The sequence below is a fragment of the Aquisediminimonas profunda genome (genome assembly GCF_019443285.1).
Lineage (GTDB): Bacteria > Pseudomonadota > Alphaproteobacteria > Sphingomonadales > Sphingomonadaceae > Aquisediminimonas > Aquisediminimonas profunda.
Map to the genome: position 1 here is coordinate 3,151,544 of NZ_CP080327.1, position 23,725 is coordinate 3,175,268.

At 59.0% G+C, this 23,725-nt stretch carries 22 protein-coding genes; 10 read left to right on the forward strand and 12 right to left on the reverse strand.

Annotated elements, in window-relative coordinates; translation table 11 throughout:
- Positions 1-13 precede the first annotated feature (13 nt).
- Positions 14-2,605 (forward strand): TonB-dependent receptor, encoded by a 2,592-nt coding sequence (locus K0O24_RS15500; RefSeq protein ID WP_219893590.1) that lies wholly within the window; start codon positions 14-16, stop codon positions 2,603-2,605.
- A 158-nt stretch (positions 2,606-2,763) separates the two neighbouring features.
- Here K0O24_RS15500 and K0O24_RS15505 read toward each other — a convergent pair whose 3' ends face one another.
- The 7 genes from K0O24_RS15505 to K0O24_RS15535 all read right to left on the reverse strand — a co-directional run bounded on the left by K0O24_RS15505 (position 2,764) and on the right by K0O24_RS15535 (position 11,167).
- Positions 2,764-3,057, reverse strand: a complete 294-nt coding sequence (locus K0O24_RS15505) for a GIY-YIG nuclease family protein (protein ID WP_219893591.1) — start codon at positions 3,055-3,057, stop codon at positions 2,764-2,766.
- 775 nt (positions 3,058-3,832) lie between these two features.
- Complete coding sequence (locus tag K0O24_RS15510; protein WP_219893592.1) at positions 3,833-4,816, reverse strand: HupE/UreJ family protein; 984 nt, start codon at positions 4,814-4,816, stop codon at positions 3,833-3,835.
- The gene (locus K0O24_RS15515) at positions 4,813-5,649 is read right to left on the reverse strand and encodes a peptidyl-prolyl cis-trans isomerase (RefSeq protein ID WP_219893593.1); all 837 of its coding nucleotides are present in this window, start codon (positions 5,647-5,649) and stop codon (positions 4,813-4,815) included. The genes K0O24_RS15510 and K0O24_RS15515 overlap by 4 nt, the downstream gene beginning before the upstream one ends.
- 9 nt (positions 5,650-5,658) lie before the next feature.
- Positions 5,659-7,554, reverse strand: a complete 1,896-nt coding sequence (locus tag K0O24_RS15520; protein ID WP_219893594.1) for a DUF3604 domain-containing protein — start codon at positions 7,552-7,554, stop codon at positions 5,659-5,661.
- Positions 7,555-7,739: 185 nt separating this feature from the next.
- On the reverse strand, positions 7,740-9,158 hold the full coding sequence (locus tag K0O24_RS15525) for a 2-oxo acid dehydrogenase subunit E2 (RefSeq protein WP_219893595.1): 1,419 nt from the start codon (positions 9,156-9,158) through the stop codon (positions 7,740-7,742).
- Between the two features lie 10 nt (positions 9,159-9,168).
- Positions 9,169-10,179, reverse strand: coding sequence for an alpha-ketoacid dehydrogenase subunit beta (locus K0O24_RS15530; protein WP_219893596.1), 1,011 nt, complete (start codon positions 10,177-10,179; stop codon positions 9,169-9,171).
- Positions 10,180-10,195: 16 nt separating this feature from the next.
- Positions 10,196-11,167, reverse strand: coding sequence for a thiamine pyrophosphate-dependent dehydrogenase E1 component subunit alpha (locus tag K0O24_RS15535; protein ID WP_219893597.1), 972 nt, complete (start codon positions 11,165-11,167; stop codon positions 10,196-10,198).
- A gap of 314 nt (positions 11,168-11,481) precedes the next feature.
- Between K0O24_RS15535 and K0O24_RS15540 the strand changes: the two genes are divergently transcribed.
- Positions 11,482-12,465 (forward strand): NADP-dependent oxidoreductase, encoded by a 984-nt coding sequence (locus K0O24_RS15540; RefSeq protein ID WP_281421742.1) that lies wholly within the window; start codon positions 11,482-11,484, stop codon positions 12,463-12,465.
- Positions 12,466-12,561: 96 nt separating this feature from the next.
- A complete protein-coding gene (locus K0O24_RS15545) occupies positions 12,562-13,848 on the forward strand; it encodes an aromatic ring-hydroxylating oxygenase subunit alpha (protein ID WP_219893599.1) in 1,287 nt (428 codons plus the stop codon).
- Positions 13,849-13,863: 15 nt separating this feature from the next.
- Here the strand turns inward: K0O24_RS15545 and K0O24_RS15550 are convergent, their stop codons facing one another.
- A complete protein-coding gene (locus K0O24_RS15550) occupies positions 13,864-14,811 on the reverse strand; it encodes an SDR family oxidoreductase (protein WP_219893600.1) in 948 nt (315 codons plus the stop codon).
- Positions 14,812-14,942: 131 nt separating this feature from the next.
- Here K0O24_RS15550 and K0O24_RS15555 point away from each other — a divergent pair, with 131 nt between their 5' ends.
- Complete coding sequence (locus K0O24_RS15555; RefSeq protein WP_343211248.1) at positions 14,943-15,944, forward strand: NADP-dependent oxidoreductase; 1,002 nt, start codon at positions 14,943-14,945, stop codon at positions 15,942-15,944.
- A complete protein-coding gene (locus tag K0O24_RS15560; protein WP_219893602.1) occupies positions 15,941-16,483 on the forward strand; it encodes a nuclear transport factor 2 family protein in 543 nt (180 codons plus the stop codon). Before K0O24_RS15555 ends, K0O24_RS15560 begins: the two co-directional genes overlap by 4 nt.
- Here K0O24_RS15560 and K0O24_RS15565 read toward each other — a convergent pair.
- The gene (locus tag K0O24_RS15565) at positions 16,480-16,890 is read right to left on the reverse strand and encodes a PaaI family thioesterase (RefSeq protein ID WP_219893603.1); all 411 of its coding nucleotides are present in this window, start codon (positions 16,888-16,890) and stop codon (positions 16,480-16,482) included. The genes K0O24_RS15560 and K0O24_RS15565 overlap by 4 nt on opposite strands.
- Positions 16,891-17,005: 115 nt before the next feature.
- Here K0O24_RS15565 and K0O24_RS15570 point away from each other — a divergent pair, with 115 nt between their 5' ends.
- Genes K0O24_RS15570 through K0O24_RS15580 form a run of 3 tightly spaced genes read left to right on the forward strand, consistent with a single transcriptional unit; the run spans position 17,006 to position 19,504 of the window.
- The gene (locus K0O24_RS15570) at positions 17,006-18,601 is read left to right on the forward strand and encodes a fatty acid--CoA ligase (protein WP_219893604.1); all 1,596 of its coding nucleotides are present in this window, start codon (positions 17,006-17,008) and stop codon (positions 18,599-18,601) included.
- Positions 18,598-19,125, forward strand: a complete 528-nt coding sequence (locus K0O24_RS15575) for a VOC family protein (protein WP_246611051.1) — start codon at positions 18,598-18,600, stop codon at positions 19,123-19,125. The genes K0O24_RS15570 and K0O24_RS15575 overlap by 4 nt, the downstream gene beginning before the upstream one ends.
- Positions 19,126-19,150: 25 nt before the next feature.
- Positions 19,151-19,504 carry a nuclear transport factor 2 family protein gene (locus K0O24_RS15580; protein WP_219893606.1) on the forward strand — a complete coding sequence of 118 codons (354 nt, stop codon included), beginning with the start codon at positions 19,151-19,153 and terminating at the stop codon, positions 19,502-19,504.
- Between the two features lie 11 nt (positions 19,505-19,515).
- On the opposite strand, the gene K0O24_RS15585 is transcribed toward K0O24_RS15580, so the two are convergent.
- From K0O24_RS15585 to K0O24_RS15595, 3 genes are read right to left on the reverse strand one after another with little or no spacing between them, the layout of a single operon-like run.
- Entirely contained in the window at positions 19,516-20,025 is a 510-nt protein-coding gene (locus K0O24_RS15585; RefSeq protein ID WP_219893607.1) for a nuclear transport factor 2 family protein, read from the reverse strand.
- Between the two features lie 4 nt (positions 20,026-20,029).
- Positions 20,030-20,431 carry a putative quinol monooxygenase gene (locus K0O24_RS15590; protein ID WP_219893608.1) on the reverse strand — a complete coding sequence of 134 codons (402 nt, stop codon included), beginning with the start codon at positions 20,429-20,431 and terminating at the stop codon, positions 20,030-20,032.
- Entirely contained in the window at positions 20,428-21,714 is a 1,287-nt protein-coding gene (locus K0O24_RS15595) for a cytochrome P450 (protein WP_246611052.1), read from the reverse strand. The genes K0O24_RS15590 and K0O24_RS15595 overlap by 4 nt, the downstream gene beginning before the upstream one ends.
- A gap of 148 nt (positions 21,715-21,862) precedes the next feature.
- Here K0O24_RS15595 and K0O24_RS15600 point away from each other — a divergent pair, with 148 nt between their 5' ends.
- Positions 21,863-22,450 carry a carboxymuconolactone decarboxylase family protein gene (locus tag K0O24_RS15600; RefSeq protein WP_219893609.1) on the forward strand — a complete coding sequence of 196 codons (588 nt, stop codon included), beginning with the start codon at positions 21,863-21,865 and terminating at the stop codon, positions 22,448-22,450.
- 3 nt (positions 22,451-22,453) lie between these two features.
- The gene (locus tag K0O24_RS15605) at positions 22,454-23,725 is read left to right on the forward strand and encodes a cytochrome P450 (RefSeq protein ID WP_219893610.1); all 1,272 of its coding nucleotides are present in this window, start codon (positions 22,454-22,456) and stop codon (positions 23,723-23,725) included.

Here is a 23,725-nt window from a genome sequence, read left to right on the forward strand (position 1 = left end):
TTGGGGAGGATAGATGATGACTGCTTTGTTCCACGATTCCATCCGTCGCGCAGGAAGCATGCGCAATTTGCTGTTGGCATCGGTGGGTGCAGCCTCGCTGCTTTCGATGCCAGCCTATGCGCAGACTGCTCCGGCAGAAGAGGATAGCGGCGAAATCTTCGTGACCGCACGTAAGACGACAGAAGCTCTCCAGGACGTTCCGGTCACCGTGACGGCTGTGACAAGCGATACGCTGGAAACCTATGGCGCCAATCAGGTCCAGGACGTTGCCGGCCGTGTGCCGACGCTGAACGTTCAGGTTGGCGGCTCCGGTTCGGGCGGTTCCATTTCACTCCGCGGTGTCGGCTCATCCGCCATTTCCGCATCCTTCGATTCCGCCGTGGCGTTCGATTTCGATGGCGTCGTGCAAAGCTCCATGCGTCTGGTTCAGGCTGGCTTCTTCGACGTCAAGCAGATTGAAGTTCTGAAAGGCCCGCAGTCGCTCTTCTTCGGCAAGAGCGCGTCCGCAGGTGTGTTCTCGCTGCATTCGGCCGATCCCACGAAGAATTGGGAAATCGCCGGCAAGGCATCCTATGAATTCGAAGAACGTGGCTATGTTGCCGGTGGCTACATTTCAGGGCCAATCACCGACACACTCGGCATTCGTATTGCGGCGCAGTACAATGATGTGTCGCGGTACAACCAGATCCAGCCGGGTGTCGGAACGGTCAACCCCAATCGCGGCCTCAAGGATTTCGTCGGTCGTGTGACCTTGAATTGGGAGCCGACGGATCGCTTCAAGGCGAACCTCAAGCTGAACTACATCACCAATCGCAATGATGGTGCCTCGCAGTTCCTCGATATTTATTGCGGCTTCAACGGTCGGGCGGATGAAGTCGTGCTGCTCGGCGGCGCGATTGCCATCCCGAACAAGGCAAACTGCAACTACAAAGACAAATATTTTGCCATTCCTGACGCGTCTTCGACAGCAACCACCAAATTCCCGGCGGGCAGCGCGGGCGAAAAATACTATCCGGGACACCCGTTCGGGCGCACCAACATCTTTTTTGGTCGGCTGAAGTGGGATCTTGATCTGACTGATACGCTGACATTCTCGTCGACGACTGGCTTGATGAAGCTGAATTCGATCGATTTCGACAGCTACAGCTATGCGGGTACGGGCCCGGCCTTCAATCCGAACGGGATTCCAATCGCATTGATTGCCCCGAGGCTGGCCGCCATCAACGGGGTAGGTGTACCGTTGGGCATGGGCTCAAGCGACCCCCAGAACAAGACTTACCAGTTCTCGCAGGAATATCGCCTCGCGAGCGACTTTGAAGGTCCGTTCAACTTCCAGCTGGGTGCGTTCTACGAATATCGCAAGCTCGATTTCAACACGTCGCAGCAGGCGGTCAACATCTCGATCATTGCTGCCGATCCGATCACCGGCGCTACCTATGATTACTACAAGAAGCACCAGACCAAGACCAATACCGTGTCCTTCTTCGGCAGTGCGACGTATGACATTACCGATCAGCTGGAATTGTCGGGCGGCCTGCGCTGGACAGACGAAAAGAAGGTCAACACGATCACGGTGCCTTATGTCCACCGGTTCCTGGGCCCGGGCCCGGCCTTCATCGGCAGCGGTTTCTTCTCCGGCCCGATCCGCTTCAAGGACAGCAATGTCTCACCGGAAGTTTCGCTGCGTTACAAGGTGACCCCGGATGTCAGCATTTATGCGGCATACAAGACGGGCTTCAAATCGGGCGGCATCGACAACTCGGCACTGCCATCGAACAGTCTGAGCCAAGCCGCGCTGTCTGGTGACTTCAGTTCGCTCATCTACAAGTCGGAAACGGCCAAGGGCGGCGAAGTCGGTGCGAAGATGCAGCTTGCCGGTCGTTCACTGACCATCAACGTGTCAGCGTTCGATTATATCTTCAAGAACCTGCAGCTGCAGAACTTCAACTCGACAACTGTCCAGTTCGTGACCTTCAATGCGTCCGAACTGACCAGCAAGGGCGCGGATATTGATTTCGCCTGGAAAACACCGGTTGAGGGACTGCGGTTCTCGGGTGGTTTGGCTTATACGGATGCCAAATTCACGAAGGATCTGAACATTGCGCGCAACCCTGATCCACAATTCCCGGAATCGACGGTAACTGCGACCAATCCAAAGCCTTCAGAAAACCTCAAGGGCCGGGCCGTCTCGCGCGCTCCCAAGTTCGCGGGTAACGTTGCCTTTGACTGGACAGTGCCAGTCAGTGACAGTCTGGAGTTTGGCCTGAACGGAAACATGGCCTATTCAGGCTCCTATTGGACGGCCAACAACTCCAACTTCACCGCTGAGCAGCGCCCGTTCGGGGACGTCAAGCAGAAGAGTTATGTGACTTTCGATGGAAGCATCTCCATCTCTGCCCCGGACAAGAAATGGAAACTGTCGCTTGTTGGCCTCAACCTTGCCAACAAGATCTATGTCCTGACCAGCGGCACGCGTCCATTTGCGGCACCTGCGGGGGGGTATGGTACACCCGGCACCGCGACCTATGTTCCGCGCGGTGATGATATCGGCGTCAACATCAATCGTGGCCGCCAGGTCTTTGTGGAGGCCAGCTTCAAGTTCTGATCCACTGAATTCTACCGAACCTCGGGGCATCCGCGATCAACAAGATCGCGGGTGCCCCTTTTCTTTGAGAGCCCCGTCGCCCCTGTGCAGGCAGGGGCCTGTCTGACGCCTTGGTGCCATAATTACCAACAGGCCCCTGCCTCTCGCAGGGGCCACAGTCAGGTGTTGATCGTCTCGAACAAATCGTCCCACTCTGGATTATGCTCGGCTATCAGGCGCAATTTCCAAACCCGCTTCCACCGCTTCATTGCCTTTTCCCGGGCGATGGCCTCGTCGATCCTTTCATGGCGTTCCAGATAGACAAGCCGATTGAGGCCCCATTTGCGACAGAATTCCGATCCCGTTCCGCTCCGGTGCGCCAGAACGCGTGTACCGATATTTGCCGAAACACCGATGTACAAAACCCCAAACGGCTTGTTGGTCATGACATAGATGTAACCGCCCTTTTCCATGCGCCCTCGCCAAGGCAGACTATGCCAGAGGGAGCGTGATCGGATGCACCGCCCCACCCCATCGCCCCTGCGGAGGCAGGAGCCCTTGCGTGAGTCTGGCACCGTCGCCCCTGCGAAGGCAGGGGCCGTTGCGTGAGTCTGGTACGACCCGTCGCCCCTGCGGAGGCAGGGGCCTGTCTGACGTCTGGGTGCCATAATTACCAACAGGCCCCTGCCTGTGCAGGGGCGACGTGTGGGGATAGTATTCGCCTTATGTTCCTATTTACTTGACAAATAGGAGATAATCTGAAACACACAATCCCGTCACTCGATCGGCGTTTCTAGGTCGCACGGGTCGAGGGGCGGGACTGCTGGAAAGGGGCCTTGTCCCCAACCAGCACAGGTCGGCGCGAAAGCGGCGGGCGTCTGCACTCCCCAAAGTGTGCAGCCACGCGCTCTGCGTTCGTTTTGAACCGGTCCGGGCGTCTTTGATGGGAGCATTCCCGTCCTGCAGGAGGGCTTTCGGGCCTTACCCCCTGCAGGGACGTGCCGGATGAGAAGGCGGTGTTTCGAGACCGGGCGCCGGTTACGCACTCGAGCACCTGCAACCGCACAAAGGCAATACCCGCCGGACGCCCCCCAAGGCTTCCGCGCCGACCGTCCCGCCCCCCGCTCACCACGGGATGCCTTCGCGTGCCGGTCGCCCCTGCGCAGGCAGGGGCCTTTGGGGGCGTCTGGCACCACAGCGTCAAACGGGCCCCTGCCTGCGCAGGGGCGACGGGTGCGGGTTAGCGGCTCAAGCAAGCACTCGGTCAATGAACCAGAAGCTGGCTGTTATCCCGATCGCATAGGCGGCAATCTGTATCGCGGGGCGCAGTGCCTTGGGCGCCATATGCCTCATGACAGCAAGCACAGCCGATGAACCAGCGATGATCAGCAACTGTCCGGCTTCGACCCCAAGGTTGAAGGTCAACAGGGCCACTGGCACGTCCGTTTCCGGCAGGCCGATTTCGCGCAGCGCCCCCGCAAAGCCGAAGCCGTGCAGCAGGCCGAACAGGAAGGCCACCACCCAGGGTAGTCGCTCGGACAGGCGTCGCTCGCCCTCCCGGGTCTTGACGATTTCGACCGCCAGGAAGACGATCGACAGCGCAATCAAGGCCTCGACCGGGGCCTGTGGGAGCCCAAACAGCCCCAATGTTGTTCCCACAAGTGTGATCGAGTGCGCCACGGTGAAGGCTGTCGCGGCCTTGACGACCGGCCAGCCGCGCTGGAGCAACAGGACCAGTGCCAGCACGAAGAGCAGATGATCATATCCGCCAAGGATATGCTCCACCCCGATCATGAAATAGGTGCGCGCCACTTGCCAGCCGTCCGGAACGGCACTGATCGTATAGCTGCTCCTGTCCGGCGTCAGTTGCTGGGTTTGAACCGGCCTGCCGAGCGGAGCCACGCGCAGCAGCGCATCGGTCGAGCCCGGCTCCATGCCGCGAAGCCCCACGGTCGCCCCCTCCAGGGATCGGGTGCAGGTCACCGTGCCGGTCGCCACCACAGCCGCGCCGGAAACGCGCGGCGTTTGCAGCTTCAGCTTGCAAAAACGGGGCAGCAATGGCTCTGCCCGGACGGCAAGGCTGCCAAGAATGGGTGCCTTCCAGACCAGCTTCCAGTCGGATCGGGTCTGCTGGGAAAGTTCCAGATATCCCGGGCGCAGTTCATCGGCCCTTGCGGGCGCCCCCAGCACAAGCATCAGAGTGCAAAAGGCAAGAAGGACAATCGTCCTCATCTTGGCCGTTCGATCACCACATCATAGCCCCTGAGCATGCTCTTGAATGAGGCATCTTCAGCCTTGCGCACGGCAGCGAAACGCCAGTCATTTTCAACCGACTGACGGACGTCCTCCAGTCGCGGAGGTGGTGCCTTTTTCAGGCGCTCGATCTTGACGAAATGCAGGCCGAAACCAGAGACAATAGGACCGGTCCACCGTCCAACGGGTGCATTGGACACGGAGTCCGCAAAATCATCCCCGAACTCGGCCGCCAGATCGGATGGACTGGCATCGTCGAAGCGATCGGGCATGGCACTTGTCACTGTCGGCAAGGCCGGCGCCAAGCCCGGCTTCGCAGCCGCGATCGCCGCTTTGGCCGCGGCCCTCAGCGCGGGCGTATCGGCCCCGATATAGCGCTGCTGCAAGGTAAAGCGTGGCGGCGCGGCATAGCGCGCGGGATTCTTGTCGAGCAGCGCCTGCAACTCGGCGTCGCTGGGCTGTGCCGCCTCTGCGTCCGCCCCGGAGAGCGCCAGCATCTTGTTGCGCATGCGCTTCTTGACCACCTCGTCATCACGATCAAGCCCGAGGCGCAGCGCTTCGCGGTAATAGACCTCGCTGCGGATATAGTCCTGAACCAGGCCGTCTATCTCTTCGGGCGTCGGCGGCCGGTGGAAGGACTGGACGTAGCGGTTGAAGATACTCTCCAACACCGGTTCATCGACCACGATCCGCCGCTCTGTTGCATTGGGCGGGCGTCCGGACAGCACAAGGAAGACAAGCGCGCCAGCCACCAGGAAATGGACCAGCGGCTCCCGCAGGACGGCAACCGCCAGGTCGCGACTGGACGGCATTGAAACTCCTTATGCCTTGGTCGGCGTATACCAGATGGGCGACGTATAGGCGCGTTCCTGCTGCTTCACGCGCACCTCTGGCGGCAGCTTGAGCTTGTAGCGCACGGCATCGAACGCGGGCCAGCTGGGCGTCGGGATCTCCAGCACACGCACATAGTAAAAGGCCCTGACGGACGGATCGAACTCGGGATCGGTCCAGACCTTTGCCAGGGTCGGCGCCCCAATGGAATTGGTATAGGACGCCGTGGCGACATTCACAGTGTCTCCGACCGCAGGCACCTTGCCGCCCGTGGGCTTGCGCTTGTCAGGATCGCTCCAGACGACATCAAACACCTTTTCCTGCAGCTTGCCGGCCTTCGTCACCCAGCCCTTGACGATCTGGACACGATCCAGATTGGCCCCGATCGGATCCTTCAGCGCTGAGACAATAAAGCTCGGCGCGCCTTTCTTGCCCGCCGAAAGCTCACCGCCCATGGGCACGCCGCGGCGATACCCGGCACGCACCCAATCGCCCTTCAGGTCAGCGTCCTTGAAGTCCCAGCCCCCGAAGAAACGGACGGTCATGCGCGGCCCGGTGCTGCCGTAAACTTCACGCCGTTCCATGGCATCGAAGATCGAGGCGCGCGTGTTCGCCTTTGCCCAGACCGCGGCATAGCCACTCGCCAGATAGTGCCAGCCAAAGCGGCCTTTCCGTGTTCCCAGGTTCTGTTCCTGCATCACCCGCGCCGGGTTGGGCTCGTTGCCGGTGTGCTTGCCGAAGAACTGGTTTTCATCAGCGGTGGACAGCGCTGTATGACTGTCGGTCGAGCCGATGAGCCCGAACTTGTAGGGATTCACACCCATCTGCTGTTCCAGCAGGAGCCCGCGCTTCAGAGCCTCGCGGACATATTCGCCGGCAAACATGCTGGGCACCTTCGGCTGGTTGCCGAGAAGATTGTTGAGCTCCCATCCGGCAACGCCGAAGCCCGCAAATTCGTCATTGGGTGACAGGAAGGGATGTGCCTCGCTGTCTCCCTTGATCTGGGTGATTTCAACGACGGGTTCGTGCTGTGCCCGCCGCTTGGCATAGGCCGCGGTCATTGGTCCACCGCCGGGCTGGGTCAGTTCGAACATCAGGCCATTCGAAAGGTTCGAATTGTGAGGAATTGCGAGAACCCTGCCACCTGTCGCCTTTTCATAGGCTTCCATGTAGTTCCAGATTTCATCAGTTGTCGTCTTGTACGTCGGGTCGAGTGGCACGACCGTGCGGACGCGGTCCGGGCCGTCGCGGAAGATGATGTTGCGGTGCAGGTTGTTGCCGCCCTGCATCAACGTGTATTCAAAGCCGAAGAATGCCGTGAACTTGCCCGGCTCGTTATAGCGTTCGACCGTGTCGATATTGCTGTTCCAGACCGACTTCGTGCGCTCTGCTGTGCCGTCCTGATTGAGCATGGCCTTTGGCAGCGCATTGCGGCCACGCGCATCGAGAATCTCGGCCATCGCGCGCTGCGATCCGGCCGGACCTTCGTGCATCATGTCATACCAGCGCAGCATCGTCTCATCGCGGATGAGAAGCCGGGGCGCATCATACAGGGCCTTGGTCGCTCCCAACCCTTCGGCATGATCCGTGACGACAAGGAAATCGAGCGGGCGGGGCAGCTTTGCCTTCAGACCCGTTGTGGACGTCACTTCCTCGCCACGGGCAAACCGCAATGCTTCTTCCGGCCCCAGACGGACGCCAAAACCAAAAGCATCGACCGAGTTGGCGGTGTGCAAATGCGTATCGCCCCAAAGAACTCGCTCGGGAAATTCGGTTTCCTTGACGACGACATCCTTGCCGCCCGCAACCTTTTTCAATTGGTCGCAGCCCGCAAGCAGGCCGCTTGTCCCCAGCAGCAGAGCCGCCACCATAAGTCTACGTCTCATAACGCCCCTCCTCCGCCGCTTTGCCGGCTGCCTCGCCATGCAGGATGCCATGCTGGCTCCGCGCGTCAATCCTTCGTGTGAAAATCTTTGGTATCAATCTCGAGTGTCAGGGTTGCGGCCGTGACACACTCGGCAATGCGTTCATCCGCGTCGCGGTAATTGGCAAGCTGGTGGTGCCTGAAACGCTAGGCGAAAAGCAGCTCGGGTTCCTCGATCAGGGACTTGAGCGTGGCCAGAAACGCTGCCCCGGCCGCCCCGTCGATCACGCGATGATCGACTGACAAGGTCAGCTTGATCCGCGTTTCAACCGCAATTTCGCCGTCATCATCTTCTCGCAATTCGCGCGAAGCCTTGCCGACCGCGAGTATGGCGGCCTGCGGGGGGTTGATGATTGCGTCGAAGTCCTCAATGCCGAACATGCCGAGATTCGAAACCGAAAACGTTCCGCCGTCGAGATCGTCATAAGCCAGCCGCCCGGCCTTTGCCTTTTCAATCAAGGCGCTGCTGGCCGCCGCAAGCTGGTCGATCCGCATCCGGTCGACTTGCCGAAGGATGGGCGCGACGAGCCCCTTGGGTGAGGCGACCGCAATGGCCACATCCGCATGTGGGAACCGATGAATTTCCTCGCCATGGACCTGCACATTGACATCGGGATGCCTGGCGAGCGCCTTGGCGGAGGCCCAGACAAGATAGTCGTTGATTGTCGCCTTGCTGCCAAGCACGAGGTTGGCCGTCTTGCGCATGGCCAGCAGATCATCGACGGCGGCCGACGTGCGCAGGTAGAAGTGCGGAATGTCCTGCTTGGCGGCCGAAAGCCGCTTGGCAACCACTTTCCTGATCTTGTCAAACGGCTCCACTTTCGGCGTATTGGCAACCGGCGCAAAGGCCTGAGACACGGGTTGGGCGTCTGCTTGCGGAACGAGGGCAAGGACGTCGCTTTTCGAGATACGGCCGCGCGGGCCGGTGCCACGAATGCCTGAGAGCTGCACACCGTGTATCGCCGCCAGCCGACGCGCCAGAGGCGACGCGAAGACCTTGCGGTCATCTTCGACCAGTTGCGCAGCCCCACGCCAGGCGCGCACGGCTTCGGGGCGGATGTGCTGCGTGACATCCTGAAATGTAATTCTGCCACCGCGACCCGAACCTTCGATCGCCGCGATGTCGACGCCCTCCAGTTCAGCCAGCTCAAGCGCCTTCGGGCTGATCGGCCGATTGGTCTCGATCTTGACGGGCGCAGGCTTGCGCGCCTGCTCGGGCTCCGCTTCAGTCTTCGGGTCAGCGACCTCGATTACATCGGCACCGCCAGTTGCAGGGACATAGCCGGCAATGAAATCCGAAATTTCAGCCTCTGTCGCATCAGCATCGCCAAACACTGCAATCAGGGCGCCGACAGGGAGAGCGGTATCACTCGCGGGATGAACGATCCGAAGGACCACGCCTTCGCGCTCTGCCTCCACCTCGTTGGTGATCTTAGAGGTTTCGATCAGGCAGAGAACATCACCCTTGGAAATGGTGTCACCATCCTTGACCATCCATTCCGCAATGGTGCCTTCGGTCATTTCGATGCCCCATTTGGGCATGCAGAAGGGGCGCAACTCTGACATGTGAGGCCCCCTAGCGCCAGCCGAGAACCCGGCGCGCAGCTGCTTCGACCTTTTCGGCCGAAGGCAGATATGCGAGCTCAAGCTCCTTGGCGAATGGAACCGGCGTGTGGGGCGCTGTGACCATCTCGATCGGTGCCTTGAGGCTAGCAAAGGCCTTTTGGGCAACCAGCGCAGAAATGTCGGTCGCCAGGCTGCAGCGCTGTGGCGCTTCATCCACAACCACCAGACGCCCGGTCACTTCAACAGAATCCAGGATCGCTTCCTCATCAAGCGGACTTGTGGTCCGCGGATCGATCACGTCACAGCCGATCCCGTCCTTGGCGAGGGCATCCGCTGCAGCCTCGCATCGGCTGACCATTAAGCCGGTTGCAACCAGTGTAAGATCTTCGCCTGCACGTGAAAGCCGGGCATGGCCGAAGGGGATGGTATAATCGCCATCTGGCACTTCACCGCTCACACCGTAAAGCGCCTTGTGCTCGAGGAACATGACGGGGTCGTCGCCACGAATGGCCTCGCGAAGCAGGCCGCGAACATCTTCCGGGGTCGACGGCATGACCACCTTCAGGCCGGGCATCGCCGAGAGGAAGTGATGAACCGATTGGCTGTGCTGCGCCGCAGCGTTGAAGCCTCCGCCATAGGCCATGCGGATGACCGCAGGACAGAGCGTCTTGCCGCCGAACATATAGCGGAATTTGGCAATCTGGTTCCAGATCTGATCGAGGCTGACACCGATGAAATCCGCGAACATGAGTTCGGCAACCGGCCGCTTGCCGGCAAGCGCCAGACCGCCGGCCGCCCCGACAATTGCGCTTTCGGAGATCGGCGTATCGATCACACGATCCGCCCCAAATCGATCATAAAAGCCGGTGGACGTTGACCAGATGCCACCAATGGCTTCAGGCCCGCCGGCGGTCCCCATGCCGCCGACAACATCCTCACCGAGCACGACTACCCGATCATCGCGTTCCATCTCCTCGAAAATCGTGGAGCGGACTGCATCGCGATACATCATCTTGGCCATTTGCAGATTTCCCCGCTCAATAGGTCACATACACGTCGGCGAGAACATCTTCCGCCGTTGGTCTTTCCGCATTTCGCGCCGCAACAACAGCAGCCTCGATCTGGTCGAGAACCTCGCGATCAATCTCGTCCAGTTCCTTTTCGTCGAGCAGTTTGGCACTCGCCACCTTGGCCCGGAACTTTTGCAGGCAATCGCGTTCGGCCCGAATTTTCTCAAGCTCGCCCGGCCCACGGTACCTCTGCGGATCGCCCTCGAAATGCCCAAAGAAGCGCTCGGTATCGAACTCGACGGCCGCAGGTCCGTTGCCGGCCCGAACATAGTCAAGCAGTTCGCGCATGGTTTCATAGACGGCAAAGAAATCGGTGCCGTCAGCCCGCCAAACCCTCATTCCGAATGCCTCAGCGCGACTGGCGATGTCCCGCTGCGTCCCAACTGCATAGGAAAAGCCGGTATGTTCGGAATAGTGATTGTTTTCAAACACGAAAATGCAAGGCGCCTTGGTCACAACGGCAAGATTCATTGCCTCGAAGGTTGTGCCCTGATTGCAAGCGCCATCGCCGGAAAAGGTGACCGAGACCTTGCCCTTGCCATCCAGTTTCGCTGCCAGGGCTGCGCCCACAGCGATCGGAGCCCCTGCCCCGACGATGCCATTGGCGCCAAGCATCCCCTGATCGACATCGGCAATGTGCATCGAACCGCCCTTGCCTTTGCAAAGTCCCTCGCGGCTACCCCAAATCTCTTTCATCATGCCTTCGACATCGCAGCCCTTGGCGAGGCAATGGCCATGGCCCCGGTGCGTGGAGACAATCTTGTCGTCCTTATCCAGATGCTCGCACACGCCGACAGCGACCGCTTCCTGGCCGCAGTAAAGGTGCGTAAATCCGGCTATGGCGCCCGTGGCAATATCGATGTGCAGCCGCTCTTCAAATTCGCGAATGATCTTCATCCGCCGATAGGCCTGCAACATTTGTTCACGGCTCAGTTGCATGTTTTCCTCTCGATCCGTTGGTCGGGCCTGCGCAGGCAAATTGTTCAGCCTGGAAGCCGCACGATGAACCCGCTGGTCATAGCGCAAGTCTAATGTGATGCGTGAGCAATTCTGCCCATTCGTCAAATTGCTAGGATTCTGCGTTTGGTTCATACCTGTTCAGTCGATATGCCTCGCGCCGGTCCGTTCAAACCTTGGTGCTTCTTCCTCACATATTGAATGGTTGTTGGCCAAACGCTCCGTGATTAGAGGTTTTAAGAATATCCCGGACAATCAGGAGAGAGACAATTCCTTACGAAAATCGCCGCGTATTCATTCGGAATTACTCCGATGGAATGCCCACACTCGACAATTTCGGCGTGGCCACCGAGACAATCGAAAGCGTGCCCGACGGTCAGGTTTTGGTTAAGGTCGACACTTTGTCAATCGACGCATGGATCCGCACGACGCTGAGCGATGGCGGCTTCCATGAGACCGCTGACCTCGGCAGCACGATCCGTGCTTTCGGCGTCGGCCAGGTGGTCGAAAGCAATGATGCCTCTCTCAAGGAAGGTGACTGGGCCTATGGCCTGCTGTCAGCCCAGACGCACGCCTTGATGCCAGCGAAGGACTTGACCAAGGTTTCGCCGCAGCCGGGCATTGCACCAAGCGCCTTTGTCGGACCACTCGGCATAACAACCGGTCTCACGGCCTGGGTCGGCTTGATCGCGGTTGGCAAAGTGCAGGCCGGAGAAGTTGTATTGGTCTCAGGCGCGGCCGGTGCCGTTGGCTCCTGCGTAGTCCAGCTTGCCAAGGCACGCGGCGCACGGGTTATCGGGATCGCTGGCGGGGCCGAAAAATGCGCCTATCTCATCAATGAAATCGGCGCGGATGCGGCGATAGACTACAAAAAGGGTGACGTTGGCGGGCAGATACGGGCTTTGGCCCCCGATGGGATTGATGTTTTCTTCGACAATGTGGGTGGAGATATCCTTGATGCCGCGCTCGACAATTTGCGTGAAACCGGAGGCTCCCGCGTCGTCATCTGCGGCGCGATTTCGCAATATCAGAATCTCAACGATGTGCGCGGCCCCAAGCTCTACCTGCGCATTGCCGAACGCAATGCTGCGATGCTGGGCTTTGTCGTCAGCCATCACGCTGCCAGATTTGGTGAAGCGATGGCAGAAATCTCGGCTCTTATCCTTGATTCAAAGATGAACCTACGGGAACATGTTGTAGAGCCCATCGATCGTTTTCCGGATGCCCTGCTGATGCTGTTCGACGGAAGCCATATCGGCAATCTCGTTGTGCGCCCCTGACTGCTGCGAGGCTGTGCCTGAGCGGCGAGGCAACATCGCCAACGCCGAAAGCCAAGCAAAATTGACAATTGCTGGGCGTGGTTGATCTGGATCATTGTGTTAAGGAACGAAATGTCGACAGCGGGCCGTTCATCCCGCGTGATTGAAAGGACAGCCATGTCTCGCAGCCAGCTTTACGAAATGACACGGTCATTGATCGCCCATGGCCAGGCAAAGACGATGGAACTGGCAGACAATGTCGTCTCGATACCGGCATCGGCCTATACCGATCCCGAGCAATTCGAGATTGAAAAGACCAAGATCTTCAAGCGGATGCCGCTCATGCTCGCGCCCTCATGCGAGTTGAGCAAGCCAGGCGACTTCAAGGCGATGACGGTGGTCGGCGTTCCTGTTCTGCTGACGCGCCAGAAGGACGGCAGTGTCGCGGCGTTCCTGAACATGTGCACCCATCGCGGAAATCCGCTGGCGCAGGGGTCAGGCAATGCCTCGCGTTTTGTCTGCGGATATCACGGCTGGATGTTCAGAAATGATGGCGATCTGCTCGGTGTCGCGTCACCCGGGGATTTTGGCCCGATCAACAAGGCGGAGCACTGCCTCACAAAGTTCCCTGTTCTTGAGCGCGCAGGCCTGATCTGGGTGATACTTGATCCGCATTCGACACTCGACATTTCAGACTTCCTGTGCGGCTATGATGAATTGCTGGAGCATTTCGGCTTTGCTAACTGGACCCTGTTTGACAGTCGGCAACTCGACGGACCGAACTGGAAAACCGCGTATGACGGGTATCTCGACTTTTATCATTTGCCGGTCCTTCATGCGAACACCTTCGGTTCGGACTTCTTCAACCGAGCCAATTATTTTGCGTGGGGGCCGCATCAGCGGCTGGCGTCTCCTTCGGTCAATGCGCAGAAAACTGGCAGCACCGAAACCGTCGACCTCAGCAAAATGCGCGAGGAAGACTGGCCGATTGATGCTCTGCTGCAGGGTGTCTGGACGATCTTTCCGCACATTTCGATTGCCAGCTTCTATGGGGGCGGTGGACGCGGGGCGATGATTTCGCAGCTGTTTCCCGGCAATACGGTCGGCGAGAGCGTGACAACCCAATTCTACGTCATGGAACATGCGCCAGACACTGACGCGGTCAGGCAAGGCGCGCGCGATCAGTTCGACTTCCTGAAGATCGTTGTCCGCGACGAAGACTACACGACGGGCAAGCGGCAGCACGAAGCGCTGCAGTCAGGACTGATGGACCATGTCCTGTTCGGCCGGAATGAAGGTGGGGGCCAGGTTTTCCACCAATGGGTGGATCGCCTGACCCAAGCCAGCGACGATGAACTCCGGCTGATCTTTGCGAAGCAGAAGATCGCGGAGGCCGCTGAATAGCCCTTCCGAATTCGATCAGCCGAACGCAGGCCGATGGTTGCTGTCGGTCCAATCCTGACGACCGATCCATTCCTTCATGGGTTCCAGCTTGCCTTCCAGTTCAGGGAAGCGCTCGTAGACATGATCCATGTCGACTTCGAACGGCTTGGTCGGTGCGGTGTTGTTATACTCGTAGAAGGCCTGAATCCCGGCAGCAAAGGCATCCCTTTCCTCCGCTGGCATTGAATCACCCGCAGCGTTGACAAGATAACGTCCAAACTCTGCCGGAGTGCAGGGATCATATTTGATCTCGCGCCCAAAATTGTCTGTCAGAAACTGTGCAACCTGCTTGCCGCGGAGACGCTCGGGTCCGCCGATATTGATCCAGGCGCCTTCCATGTCGGGCCTTTCCAATGAGGCCAGCATGAACTTGGCAACATCGTCCAGGCTGATCCAGTTGGCCTCCAGCTGAGGATTGTGCGGATAAACATAGCGACTTTCGTTGACGATGAATGGCCTCGCCCAATTCGTCAGCAGATTGTCCATGAAAAGGACCGATCCGAAGACGGTGCCCGGCGCACCGGAACGCCACAATGCGTTGATGCCGGCCGTGTTGCCCGCGTAGGTGTGTGCGTCTCCCGGCTTGTCCGGAATCCAGCTCGATGTGTTCCATACGACGCGCTTGACGCCCAATGCCGCCGCTGCTGTCCCGATCTGCCCGACTAGAATTGCGCGATCCGCGCGAGCCTGCAGCGGATGGGTGTAGAAAATATAGTCACTGCCTTCGAGCGCAGGGCGATAGCTCTCGGTATCATAGAGGTCGATCGGCCGAACATCGATCCCTTCGATCCCCTCGATATCGGAGCCCGCAAAAGGATCCGCCTGCCTTGAGAGCGCGCGAACCTCGTACCCGGCCCGCAGTGCCTGCCGCACCTGCGCCATGCCTTGCCGGCCGCTTGCGCCTACGATTGTTATCAGTGGCATCTTTCATCTCCTTTGTCTCTATTCTTACGGTAAGCGATGCGCTCGGCGTTCGCGCCGGATAATATTGATAGCCCGAAGAGAATGTTGCGAAGGCGGCCAGCGGGCATGGTGAGGTTTGGACAATTATGACAATGAACCGCTTGTGGCGCCTTGATTCAAGGCCAAGAGGAGAAGACTTCGCTTCGGCCTTGTCGCTGCAGGAGGTCCCGCTTGCTGATCCGGCGCATGGCCAAATCCTGATCCGGAACCGTATGCTGTCCATGGATGCCGGTACGCGGATGTGGATGACCGATCGCACGGACGGCTACCAGCCACCCCTTGATCTTGGAACGCCAATGCAAGGCCTTGTCCTGGGTCAGGTTGTGTCCTCCCGGGCGTCAGAATTTGCCGAAGGCGATTGGGTTCGCGCATTCGGGACCTGGAGCGATTACAGTTGCGTTGACGCGCTCTTGTCAGGCGCGGTGAAGCTTGATCCATCCGTTTCGGACATGCGCGATCATCTTGGCCCTCTCGGCATGAATGGATGGACCGCGCTGTGGGGCATAGAGCGAACCTGTGCGGTCAAGGCCGGTGAAAACGTGCTGGTGTCGGCAGCTGCAGGATCGACTGGCCTGCTCGCTTGCCAGATTGCGCGCATTCTTGGCGCCAATGTCTATGGAATTGCCGGCGGGGAGCGGAAGTGCCGCTTGCTTGAAAGCGACTATGGTCTGGTCGCTGCCTTCGACTATAAATCGGGCTCGGTCGCCGAGGGCCTCAGCCGGATCGAAGGCGGAATCGATGCCTATTTCGACAATGTCGGGGGCGAAATTCTCGATGATGTGCTGGCCAACATGGCGCTCTACGGTCGCGTCGCGATTTGCGGGCTGATTGCCGAATATACCGGCGGACGCCAGCACGGCCCGCGAAACTTCGATCAGATCCTGATGAAGCGGCTGCGGATCGAAGGCTTTTTTTCGCCAGACTTCATGGATCAGGGCGAACAGTTGACGGCCCGGCTGCGGGGTTGGGTCGACGCCGGAAAATTGTCGCTTCCCTACGACGTGACGAGCGGTCTTGAGCACACGCTTGAAGCCTATGCCAAGCTGTTCACCGGTGCGAATATCGGGAAGGTTCTCGTGGAGCTTCAATCATGACACTTTCGCTGGCCGACAAGGATGCCATCCGCGATCTGATCGCCCTCTATGCCCATGCTATCGATCGTCACAGCTGGAGATTGATGGAACGGATTTTCCACCCCGATGCGACATTTGCCTTTGGGCCGGTGCAAGGCGGGTGGCGCGATTTCGTCGGGCAGGCAACCGCAATCATCGAATCGTGCATTGCCACCCATCACCAGCTTGGCCAGATGATCATCGTACCTCAGGGGCCCGATGCGGCAATTGCGGAAACCTATATGACGGCGATGCACATCGTGCCTGCCGGATACCCGCTGACTGCGGTCTTCCCCGATCGGGGCGAGGAATATTCCGCCATAATTGCCGGTCGCTATGTGGACGAATTCGTGCGCTTTGGCGAAGAGTGGCGCATCCTGAAGCGGACAGGCATATATGACTGGCGCGAATTTAGGGCGATCGGCGAAGCGAGCCTTGCCTCGGTTCCGGCGGCTGCCCGCGGCGCGCATGACGAAAGCGACGCGGCGTCCGGCATAGCCCGGTACTGGCAGGCATCCTAGGTCTGTCGAAGGATTGTAAAGATGCCACTCATTGTCAGGATCACTTCATCGCCCCGTCGGATTTCTCCGCTGGCATAGGCAATTCGCTTGCCGAGGCGATCGATCCGGCAATGTGCTTCCAGCCAGTCTCCGGTTTTGGCCCCGGCCAGGAAATTCGTCGTGAGCGTATTCGTCACGACCGACAGCGCAGGACGCTCGCTATCGTGAACCTGAAACGAGAGCGCCACGTCAGCAAATGTTGAAAGCACCCCACCGTGCGCCACGCCCAGATAGTTGGCGTGCGTCTCGAGGATGCGCATCGCCACGATCGTTCCCTGATCCTGGGAACGCAGAAAATATGGCCCCGACAAGTCGAGAAATCCGCTCGAAAACTTTGCGGGCTTGAATCCGTCTGGGGGCGCAGTCATTCCACAAACTCCTTGATGTCTGTATCGTTCAAAGCGGCATTCAGGGGGCACTATGATTTGTGCCAATGGCAGTCGCCTGCGGCAATCCTAGAAGCGAACGGCAAAGGAGCCCCAGATGACACAATCGACACAGGCAATCGCCGATGCTGAGACGATTGTCGAGGTTGTCAGGAATCACGCACGAACGATACCCGACGCAATGGCGTTCACATTCGGTGACGAAGTCCTGAGTTTTGCCGAGCTCGACGCGGGCAGCAATCGTGCAGCGAATGGGCTTTTGGCCCAAGGCATCCAGCCGGGCGACCGGGTGGCCTACCTAGGCAAGAACAGCCATCTCTATTTCGAAATACTGCTGGGGGCATTGAAGGTCGGTGCCGCAATGACGCCGGTCAACTGGCGGCTTGCCGATCCTGAAATCATCTATGTGCTCAACGATTGCCAGGCCAGGCTGCTGTTCGTTGGCGACGGCTTTGCCGAGATGGCCGCACGCGTCGCGCCTAAACTTGAGTTCGTCAAGACAATCATCGGGGTGGATGCCCAGGATGGCAACCAGACCGATTATCGTACTTGGCGTGACGGTTTCGCCGCAACCGACCCGCATCGCGAAGGCGGCAGGGACGATGATGCAGTCCAGCTCTACACGTCTGGCACGACGGGTTACCCTAAGGGTGCGGTCATGACCAATCGGTCGATCCTCGCATCGCGATCTGGCGCCTCTGAGGTGGAGCCGCTCGACTGGCAGGTTTCGGTTCCGGGGGAAGTGACCCTGCTCGCCATGCCGTGTTTTCATATCAGCGGAACAGGCACGGGTCTTGGGACCATGTTCGCCGGCACGGGCGCGATTGTCCTTCCGGAATATGATCCGACCAAAGCGCTGGAAATGATCGAGCAATATAATATTTCGAAGATCTTCATGGTCCCGGCGGCCATCCAGATCATGCTCAACCACCCGCGCGTCCATGAAGTGGACTTCAGCAGGCTCAAATACATCACCTACGGCGCATCGCCGATCCCGCTGGAACTCATGCGTGCAGCGATGGAGCGGTTTGGCTGCGGCTTTGTTCAGATGTACGGCATGACCGAAACCAGCGGCACAATCGTGACCCTCAACCCGGAGGATCATGTTCCCGAGGGCAGTCCGCGCATGCTCTCGGTCGGCAAGCCGCTGCCAGGCGTCGAAATCAAGATCATCGACAGTGAGGGGCAGGAATTGCCTGCAGGGCAGATCGGAGAAATTGCAACCCGCAGCGTCAAGAACATGAAGGGCTATTGGAACAATCCGAAGGCCACGGCCTCGACCATTGATGCGGACGGCTGGCTGAAGACCGGGGACGCAGGCTATGTCGATGAAGACGGCTACCTCTACATCCGCGACCGCGTAAAGGACATGATCATATCCGGTGGGGAAAATGTCTATCCAGCCGAGGTCGAAAACGCGATCTATTCCCACCCGAAAGTCGCCGACGTGGCAGTGATCGGCGTGCCCGACGAAAAATGGGGTGAAGCCGTCAAGGCCTGCGTTGTGGTCAAGAAGAATGAGTCACTGACGGAAGCCGAAGTGATCGCGCATGCCCGCCAGCATATCGCCGGTTACAAATGCCCGAAATCCGTCGACTTCATCGATGTGCTGCCGCGCAATCCCTCCGGCAAAGTGTTACGCCGCGAACTGCGCGCTCCTTATTGGGAAGGCAAGGACCGGGCCGTAAATTGACGCTGGCGGTTCGCCAGATTGCCTATTTCGTGGCGGACATCCGGGCGGCAGCCATGGCTCACCACAAGACATATGGTTCGGGCCCCTTCTTCATTCTTGACCATATTCCGCTCGTTCGATCTGAACACAGGGGTGTTTCGAGACCGCTCGATCACAGCAGTGCCTATGGTCAATGGGGCCAGGTAATGATCGAATTCGTGCAGCAGAATAATGCTGACCCAAGCGCCTATCACGATCTTTATCCGCAGGGCAGCGGCCGCTTCGGCCTGCACCATCTTGCCATTTTTGTGGACAAGCTTGATCAATCAATTGCGGACTATGAGAAGGCGGGCGTCCCGTTGGCTCAGTATGCCGAGACCACCACAGGCACCGGCTTCGCCTTTGTCGATGCAACTGCCACGCTTGGCCATATGATCGAACTCTACGAGCCCTCGGATGGCCTGGTCGGCTTTTATGCTCATGTTGCTGGTGCAGCGGGCGGCTGGGACGGACAGGATCCGCTGCGCACACTCAACTCCGGATAACCCCATCACGCGAAAGGAAATCAATATGGCCGGACAGGCTCAAGAGGTCATCGAGCAATTCTGGAAGATTCAGGATAGCGGCGACTATACGGCGCTCGTCTCACTGTTTGCGGACGATGCGCTGTTGGAAGACCCGGTCTACGGAACCTATCGGGGGCGGGACGAGATTTTCAAATTCATGAGCAAGATGGTCGAGGTCATGGGTGAGCGAAAGATCCACTTCACGATCGACGAAATCTGCGGAGACGATCACGCCGTCTGGTCACGCTGGACAATGCATTCTCCCGCAGGGTCCCGCGGCGGATGCGGTCTGTACAAGGTCGCCAACGGCAAGCTCACCTACTATCGCGATTACATGGACCCGACCGAGGGAGAATAAGCCTTGAGGGTCTACATCGGCCGATAGGCTGGATGTCCCGAGCGAATGATCTCTAGAATGGGCAACGGAAAGGCGCCAACCGTCTTGCCATCCGCTTGGGACGGCAGCGGAAGGCTCCAGTCCATGACATAGTTGCGGCGCGAAATTCGCCACTCGCCGCCCCGCTTTTCAAATGCGTCGAGATAGCGTCCGCCATAGAGGTTTCCGCTCCACTGGCCGTCATTGTTTCGCACCCCAGCCGCGAGGCCGTAGCACTCGCCAATCGCTCGCGTGTCGGATTCCAGCTTGATCTGAAGACCCGACAGCATATGCCAGCGCCGCTGGCTGGCGCGCTCGATTTCCATGACGACCGGGACAAATTCCGCTGCCTTGCCGGTGAAAAATCCATAATCGATATCGGCGTCCGGCCAATAGCACTGCGCCTGCCCGTCATCATCCAGCCAGTCGAGTGTCCGGGAATAGCGCGCGATGACTTCGGAAATGGCTTGCTTGTCGAGCAAGTGTTGAAGGGCAGCATCCATGCAATCAACTCCTGTTGGCCCACCATGTCGGGATAGAAAGAGGAAACCGCGTTTGAGCGGTGCGCAAGTCGTCATCCGCATCCGGCGGAAGGGGCAAATCTTCAGTCCGGGCGAGGCCGCCACCCGCGCCGGTCACGGGATCGACATATTCCAGACGGATATCCGCAAGCACATCCGCGAAGTCATGGCCCTCGTGATGCGGCGACATCTGGTGGCGATAGAAAGCCCATTTGTCCGCAAAGGACAGGAGACAGTAATAGGCGTTTTCTTCCTGCCCCTTCCAATACTCATAGCGCGTCACGCCGGTTTCAGTAGCGAAGGTCTGCGCGACCATGTCGGCCATGATTGCTTCCCATTTGGATTCCTTGCCGGGCTTGATCCGGATATGTGCGAGCAACGTCGTCATTGGGCAGCCTCACTTGGTCTGGTGAAATGGAGATTGAGTTTCAATGTGCCGAGCATGATGCCCGGCTGATGCATGAACTGATTGTCCGGAGCATAGGAAAGCGAATCCAGCCGGTGCACAAGCCGTTCCCAGGCGATCGTCTGTTCAAGTCGCGAAAGGCCAGCTCCGGGGCAGACACGCGGCCCTGCGGAAAAGGCCAGATGCCGCGTTATCGCCTTTCGCTCGAGGTCGAGCCGATACGGTTCCTCAAACTCTTCGGGATCGACATTCGCAGCGCCCCAGCGCAGGTGCAACGTTGAGCCCGCTGGAACCTTTACGCCCTGAAACTCCTCGTCTCGGCTGGTTATCCGCGTCGACAGGCCCTGGGTGGGAGACCGCAGCCGCATCGACTCTTCAATAAACGGTCGAATGAGCGACGGATCCGCCTTCAGACGATCGAACAAGCCGTCGTTTTCGCACAGCAGCTGAGCCTGCTCGCAAATGGCATATTGCGTGGTCTCCAGCCCGCCGATGAGCATGGCATAGACGATGCCGTTGATCTCTTCATCCGTCAGCCGCCGATCAAGCGCCTCATAATGGACCTGGGTGAGAAAGCTGATCATGTCGTCCGCAGGCTGCGCACGCTTTTCCTTCACCTTGGCGCGGACATAGTCGGAAAATCCGGCAAGCAGGCTGAACTTTTCCCGCGTCTGCTCTTCCGTCATGCGGTTGTTGTGACCGGTCCCGTGAACATAGGACATGACCTGGGCATTGCCCCAGATCTCGAGCTGGCCGATATCTTCCATCGGCAGTCCAAGAATCGTGGCCATCATGCGCTGCGGCAGCGGTCGGGCAAATTCGCGGACGAATTCGACCTCGCCCTTGTCGATCCATGCATCGATCAGGCTGTCGACATGAGAGACAATGGCATCGCGATTGCGCCCTGCCCCCGGCCCGACCCAGGGATCGGTCAGTTCCTTGCGGTGAGCACGCCAGAGCTCCGGTGTCGGGCGCAGCGAGAATATCGAAATCACCATCGCGTCAAGGTCGGGCATATGGTGCGGCAATCGACCCTGCTCCCGGATCTGGTCGAGCAAGAGCGAAAGCGTCGGCGGAAACCGTTCCCAGTCCCGCACGACGCGGGAAATATCGGCGTGGCGTGTGAGCACGAAAGCGTCGCGATCCGGCGTCAGCCCTTCGCCGGGAAGCCGCAGGACCGGAGCCTCTTCATGCAATATGCCATAGGCCTCGTACCAATGCTCCGCGGCGCCGGGCCCAAACAGGTCCACGTCAGCGAGGCTCATGGGACAAGCCATGGCACTCAATTCATGGTTTTGGTGTTTTGTCACCCTGAGCTCCTGCCCCGAACGATTGTCCAATTCGACAGTTCAGGACCAACAGGGTTAGGTCTAACGATGATCCTTCCGCCATTGGCAGATTGGAGAGGAGTCGATGAGCAGAATTTCAGCACTCGCGCCGGATCAATGGGATGCCCGGCTTGTCGAAGCAACGCGCCCCGATCAAGCGACGCCCCTTGAGCAGGGCCTCACACGCTACTTCGCGCATTGCCCCGATCAGGCGCTCGGATTGATGCAGTTCGGCGGTGCCTTGAAACGCAACCGGCAATTGTCGGAGCGACTTGTGGAACTTGTGCGCCTGCGGATTGCCTTTTTCAATCAATGCCGCAGCTGCATGGCGATCCGGTACCGCGATGCCGTGGCTGATGGAGTTGACGAGGCAGCGGTCTGCTCCCTTGAGCGCCCGCATGAGGCCGAAAACCTCTCGGCGGCCGAAAAGGCTGCGATTCGGTACGGCGAACTGATGGCGACCGATCATCTTGCCATAGATGATGCTGTCTATGCCGACCTGCGGCAGCATTTTTCAGAAAGCGAGATCGTGGAGCTGGGCATGACCTGCGCCTTCTTTGTCGGCTTCGGACGGCTTGCCGCCACCTGGCACATGGTCGAGGAATTGCCTGGCGCGTTTCAGACTGCCGCAACAATCGCCCCTTGGGGCCAGGAAAAAATCGAGGTGCGATAGACGATGGGAAAGGAACAGCCGATCACGGTCAACTTGCTCGATCCTGAAGTGCAGCAATGTCCTTATCCCGCATATCGTACGCTGCGTGACGAATCCCCCGTTTACCAGCAGCCGGGCACCGGTGTTTATGTGGTGACGCGCTATGAGGATGTCCGCACTGTCCTGACCGATCCCGAGCGCTTTCCAAGCGCGTCAAGGGACACGCCATTCCGGCCAAGCGTCACGAGTATCGAGCGCGCAAAAAAAGTCGCTGCGCGGTTCGAGGAAAAGGGCTGGATTCCTGCGCCGACATTGGCCGGAAGAGACGATCCCAATCACAAGCAGATGCGGGCGATGTTCAATGACGCATTCAAGCCCAGCCGAATCAAGGACATCGACCCCCTGGTCCAATCCCTGGCCTATGAATTGATCGACGGCTTCATCGATGATGGTCATTGCGACTGGGTCGAACAGTTCGCTGTGCCCCTGCCCCTGTTCATTATTGGCGAGCAAATGGGCGCAAAGCGCGAGGACATGTGGCAGATCAAGCGCTGGACCGACGCCTTCTTCCAGCGCATTTCCATGATGCTTCCCGAAGAACTCGAACTGGAGATGGTCGATCGCGAGATCGAAGCCCAGCACTACTTCCAGCCAATCTTCGAGAAACTGCGCAAGGAGCCTGATGGATCCCTGATCAGTGTCCTCGTCAATACAGTGATCGACGGCTGGGGCCGGCCGCTCAATGACAATGAGCTGCACGCCGAAATGATGGCGGATACCTTCGTTGGTGGCAGCGAAACGACCACCAACGCCCTCGCAGCGGGGATGAAGCTGCTCATCGAGAACAAGGACGTCTGGCACAAGCTGAAATCGGATCCCGATCGTTACATGAAAACCTTTGTCGAGGAGGTCGTCAGGCTTGAATCGCCTGTCCAGAGCCTGATGCGCTTTTGCGCCCGTGATACCGAATTGAGCGGCATGACCATCCCGGCGGGGGCTGTAGTCAACGTCCGGTTCGCTGCAGCCAACCGCGATGAACGGGCATTCGAATGTCCGGACTCAATCGATCTTGATCGGCCACGGGCTGGCTCGCACATGGGTTTCGGCTCCGGGACGCACCATTGCCTTGGCGCCCCGCTCGCGCGGCGCGAGCTGACCTGGGGCTTCACGGCCGTCATCGACCGGTTCGAAGACATGGATTTTGCGGAAGGGAAGAATGATTTCCGCATTCGCCCGCATTTCCTGCTTCGCAGCCTTGAAGCCCTTCATATCGTCTTCACCCCCCGAAAGCGCTAG

What these genes read in the sequence shown, in the direction of transcription:
- K0O24_RS15580 (WP_219893606.1), top strand. Translation starts at nt 19,151, where the DNA reads ATGGCCGGACAGGCTCAAGAGGTCATCGAGCAATTCTGGAAGATTCAG.
- K0O24_RS15505 (WP_219893591.1), bottom strand. Translation starts at nt 3,057, where the DNA reads ATGGAAAAGGGCGGTTACATCTATGTCATGACCAACAAGCCGTTTGGG.
- K0O24_RS15590 (WP_219893608.1), bottom strand. Translation starts at nt 20,431, where the DNA reads ATGACGACGTTGCTCGCACATATCCGGATCAAGCCCGGCAAGGAATCC.
- K0O24_RS15510 (WP_219893592.1), bottom strand. Translation starts at nt 4,816, where the DNA reads ATGAGGACGATTGTCCTTCTTGCCTTTTGCACTCTGATGCTTGTGCTG.
- K0O24_RS15560 (WP_219893602.1), top strand. Translation starts at nt 15,941, where the DNA reads ATGACACTTTCGCTGGCCGACAAGGATGCCATCCGCGATCTGATCGCC.
- K0O24_RS15525 (WP_219893595.1), bottom strand. Translation starts at nt 9,158, where the DNA reads ATGTCAGAGTTGCGCCCCTTCTGCATGCCCAAATGGGGCATCGAAATG.
- K0O24_RS15570 (WP_219893604.1), top strand. Translation starts at nt 17,006, where the DNA reads ATGACACAATCGACACAGGCAATCGCCGATGCTGAGACGATTGTCGAG.
- K0O24_RS15550 (WP_219893600.1), bottom strand. Translation starts at nt 14,811, where the DNA reads ATGCCACTGATAACAATCGTAGGCGCAAGCGGCCGGCAAGGCATGGCG.
- K0O24_RS15600 (WP_219893609.1), top strand. Translation starts at nt 21,863, where the DNA reads ATGAGCAGAATTTCAGCACTCGCGCCGGATCAATGGGATGCCCGGCTT.
- K0O24_RS15565 (WP_219893603.1), bottom strand. Translation starts at nt 16,890, where the DNA reads ATGACTGCGCCCCCAGACGGATTCAAGCCCGCAAAGTTTTCGAGCGGA.
- K0O24_RS15500 (WP_219893590.1), top strand. Translation starts at nt 14, where the DNA reads ATGATGACTGCTTTGTTCCACGATTCCATCCGTCGCGCAGGAAGCATG.
- K0O24_RS15515 (WP_219893593.1), bottom strand. Translation starts at nt 5,649, where the DNA reads ATGCCGTCCAGTCGCGACCTGGCGGTTGCCGTCCTGCGGGAGCCGCTG.
- K0O24_RS15530 (WP_219893596.1), bottom strand. Translation starts at nt 10,179, where the DNA reads ATGGCCAAGATGATGTATCGCGATGCAGTCCGCTCCACGATTTTCGAG.
- K0O24_RS15535 (WP_219893597.1), bottom strand. Translation starts at nt 11,167, where the DNA reads ATGCAACTGAGCCGTGAACAAATGTTGCAGGCCTATCGGCGGATGAAG.
- K0O24_RS15555 (WP_343211248.1), top strand. Translation starts at nt 14,943, where the DNA reads ATGAACCGCTTGTGGCGCCTTGATTCAAGGCCAAGAGGAGAAGACTTC.
- K0O24_RS15520 (WP_219893594.1), bottom strand. Translation starts at nt 7,554, where the DNA reads ATGAGACGTAGACTTATGGTGGCGGCTCTGCTGCTGGGGACAAGCGGC.
- K0O24_RS15605 (WP_219893610.1), top strand. Translation starts at nt 22,454, where the DNA reads ATGGGAAAGGAACAGCCGATCACGGTCAACTTGCTCGATCCTGAAGTG.
- K0O24_RS15595 (WP_246611052.1), bottom strand. Translation starts at nt 21,714, where the DNA reads ATGAGCCTCGCTGACGTGGACCTGTTTGGGCCCGGCGCCGCGGAGCAT.
- K0O24_RS15585 (WP_219893607.1), bottom strand. Translation starts at nt 20,025, where the DNA reads ATGGATGCTGCCCTTCAACACTTGCTCGACAAGCAAGCCATTTCCGAA.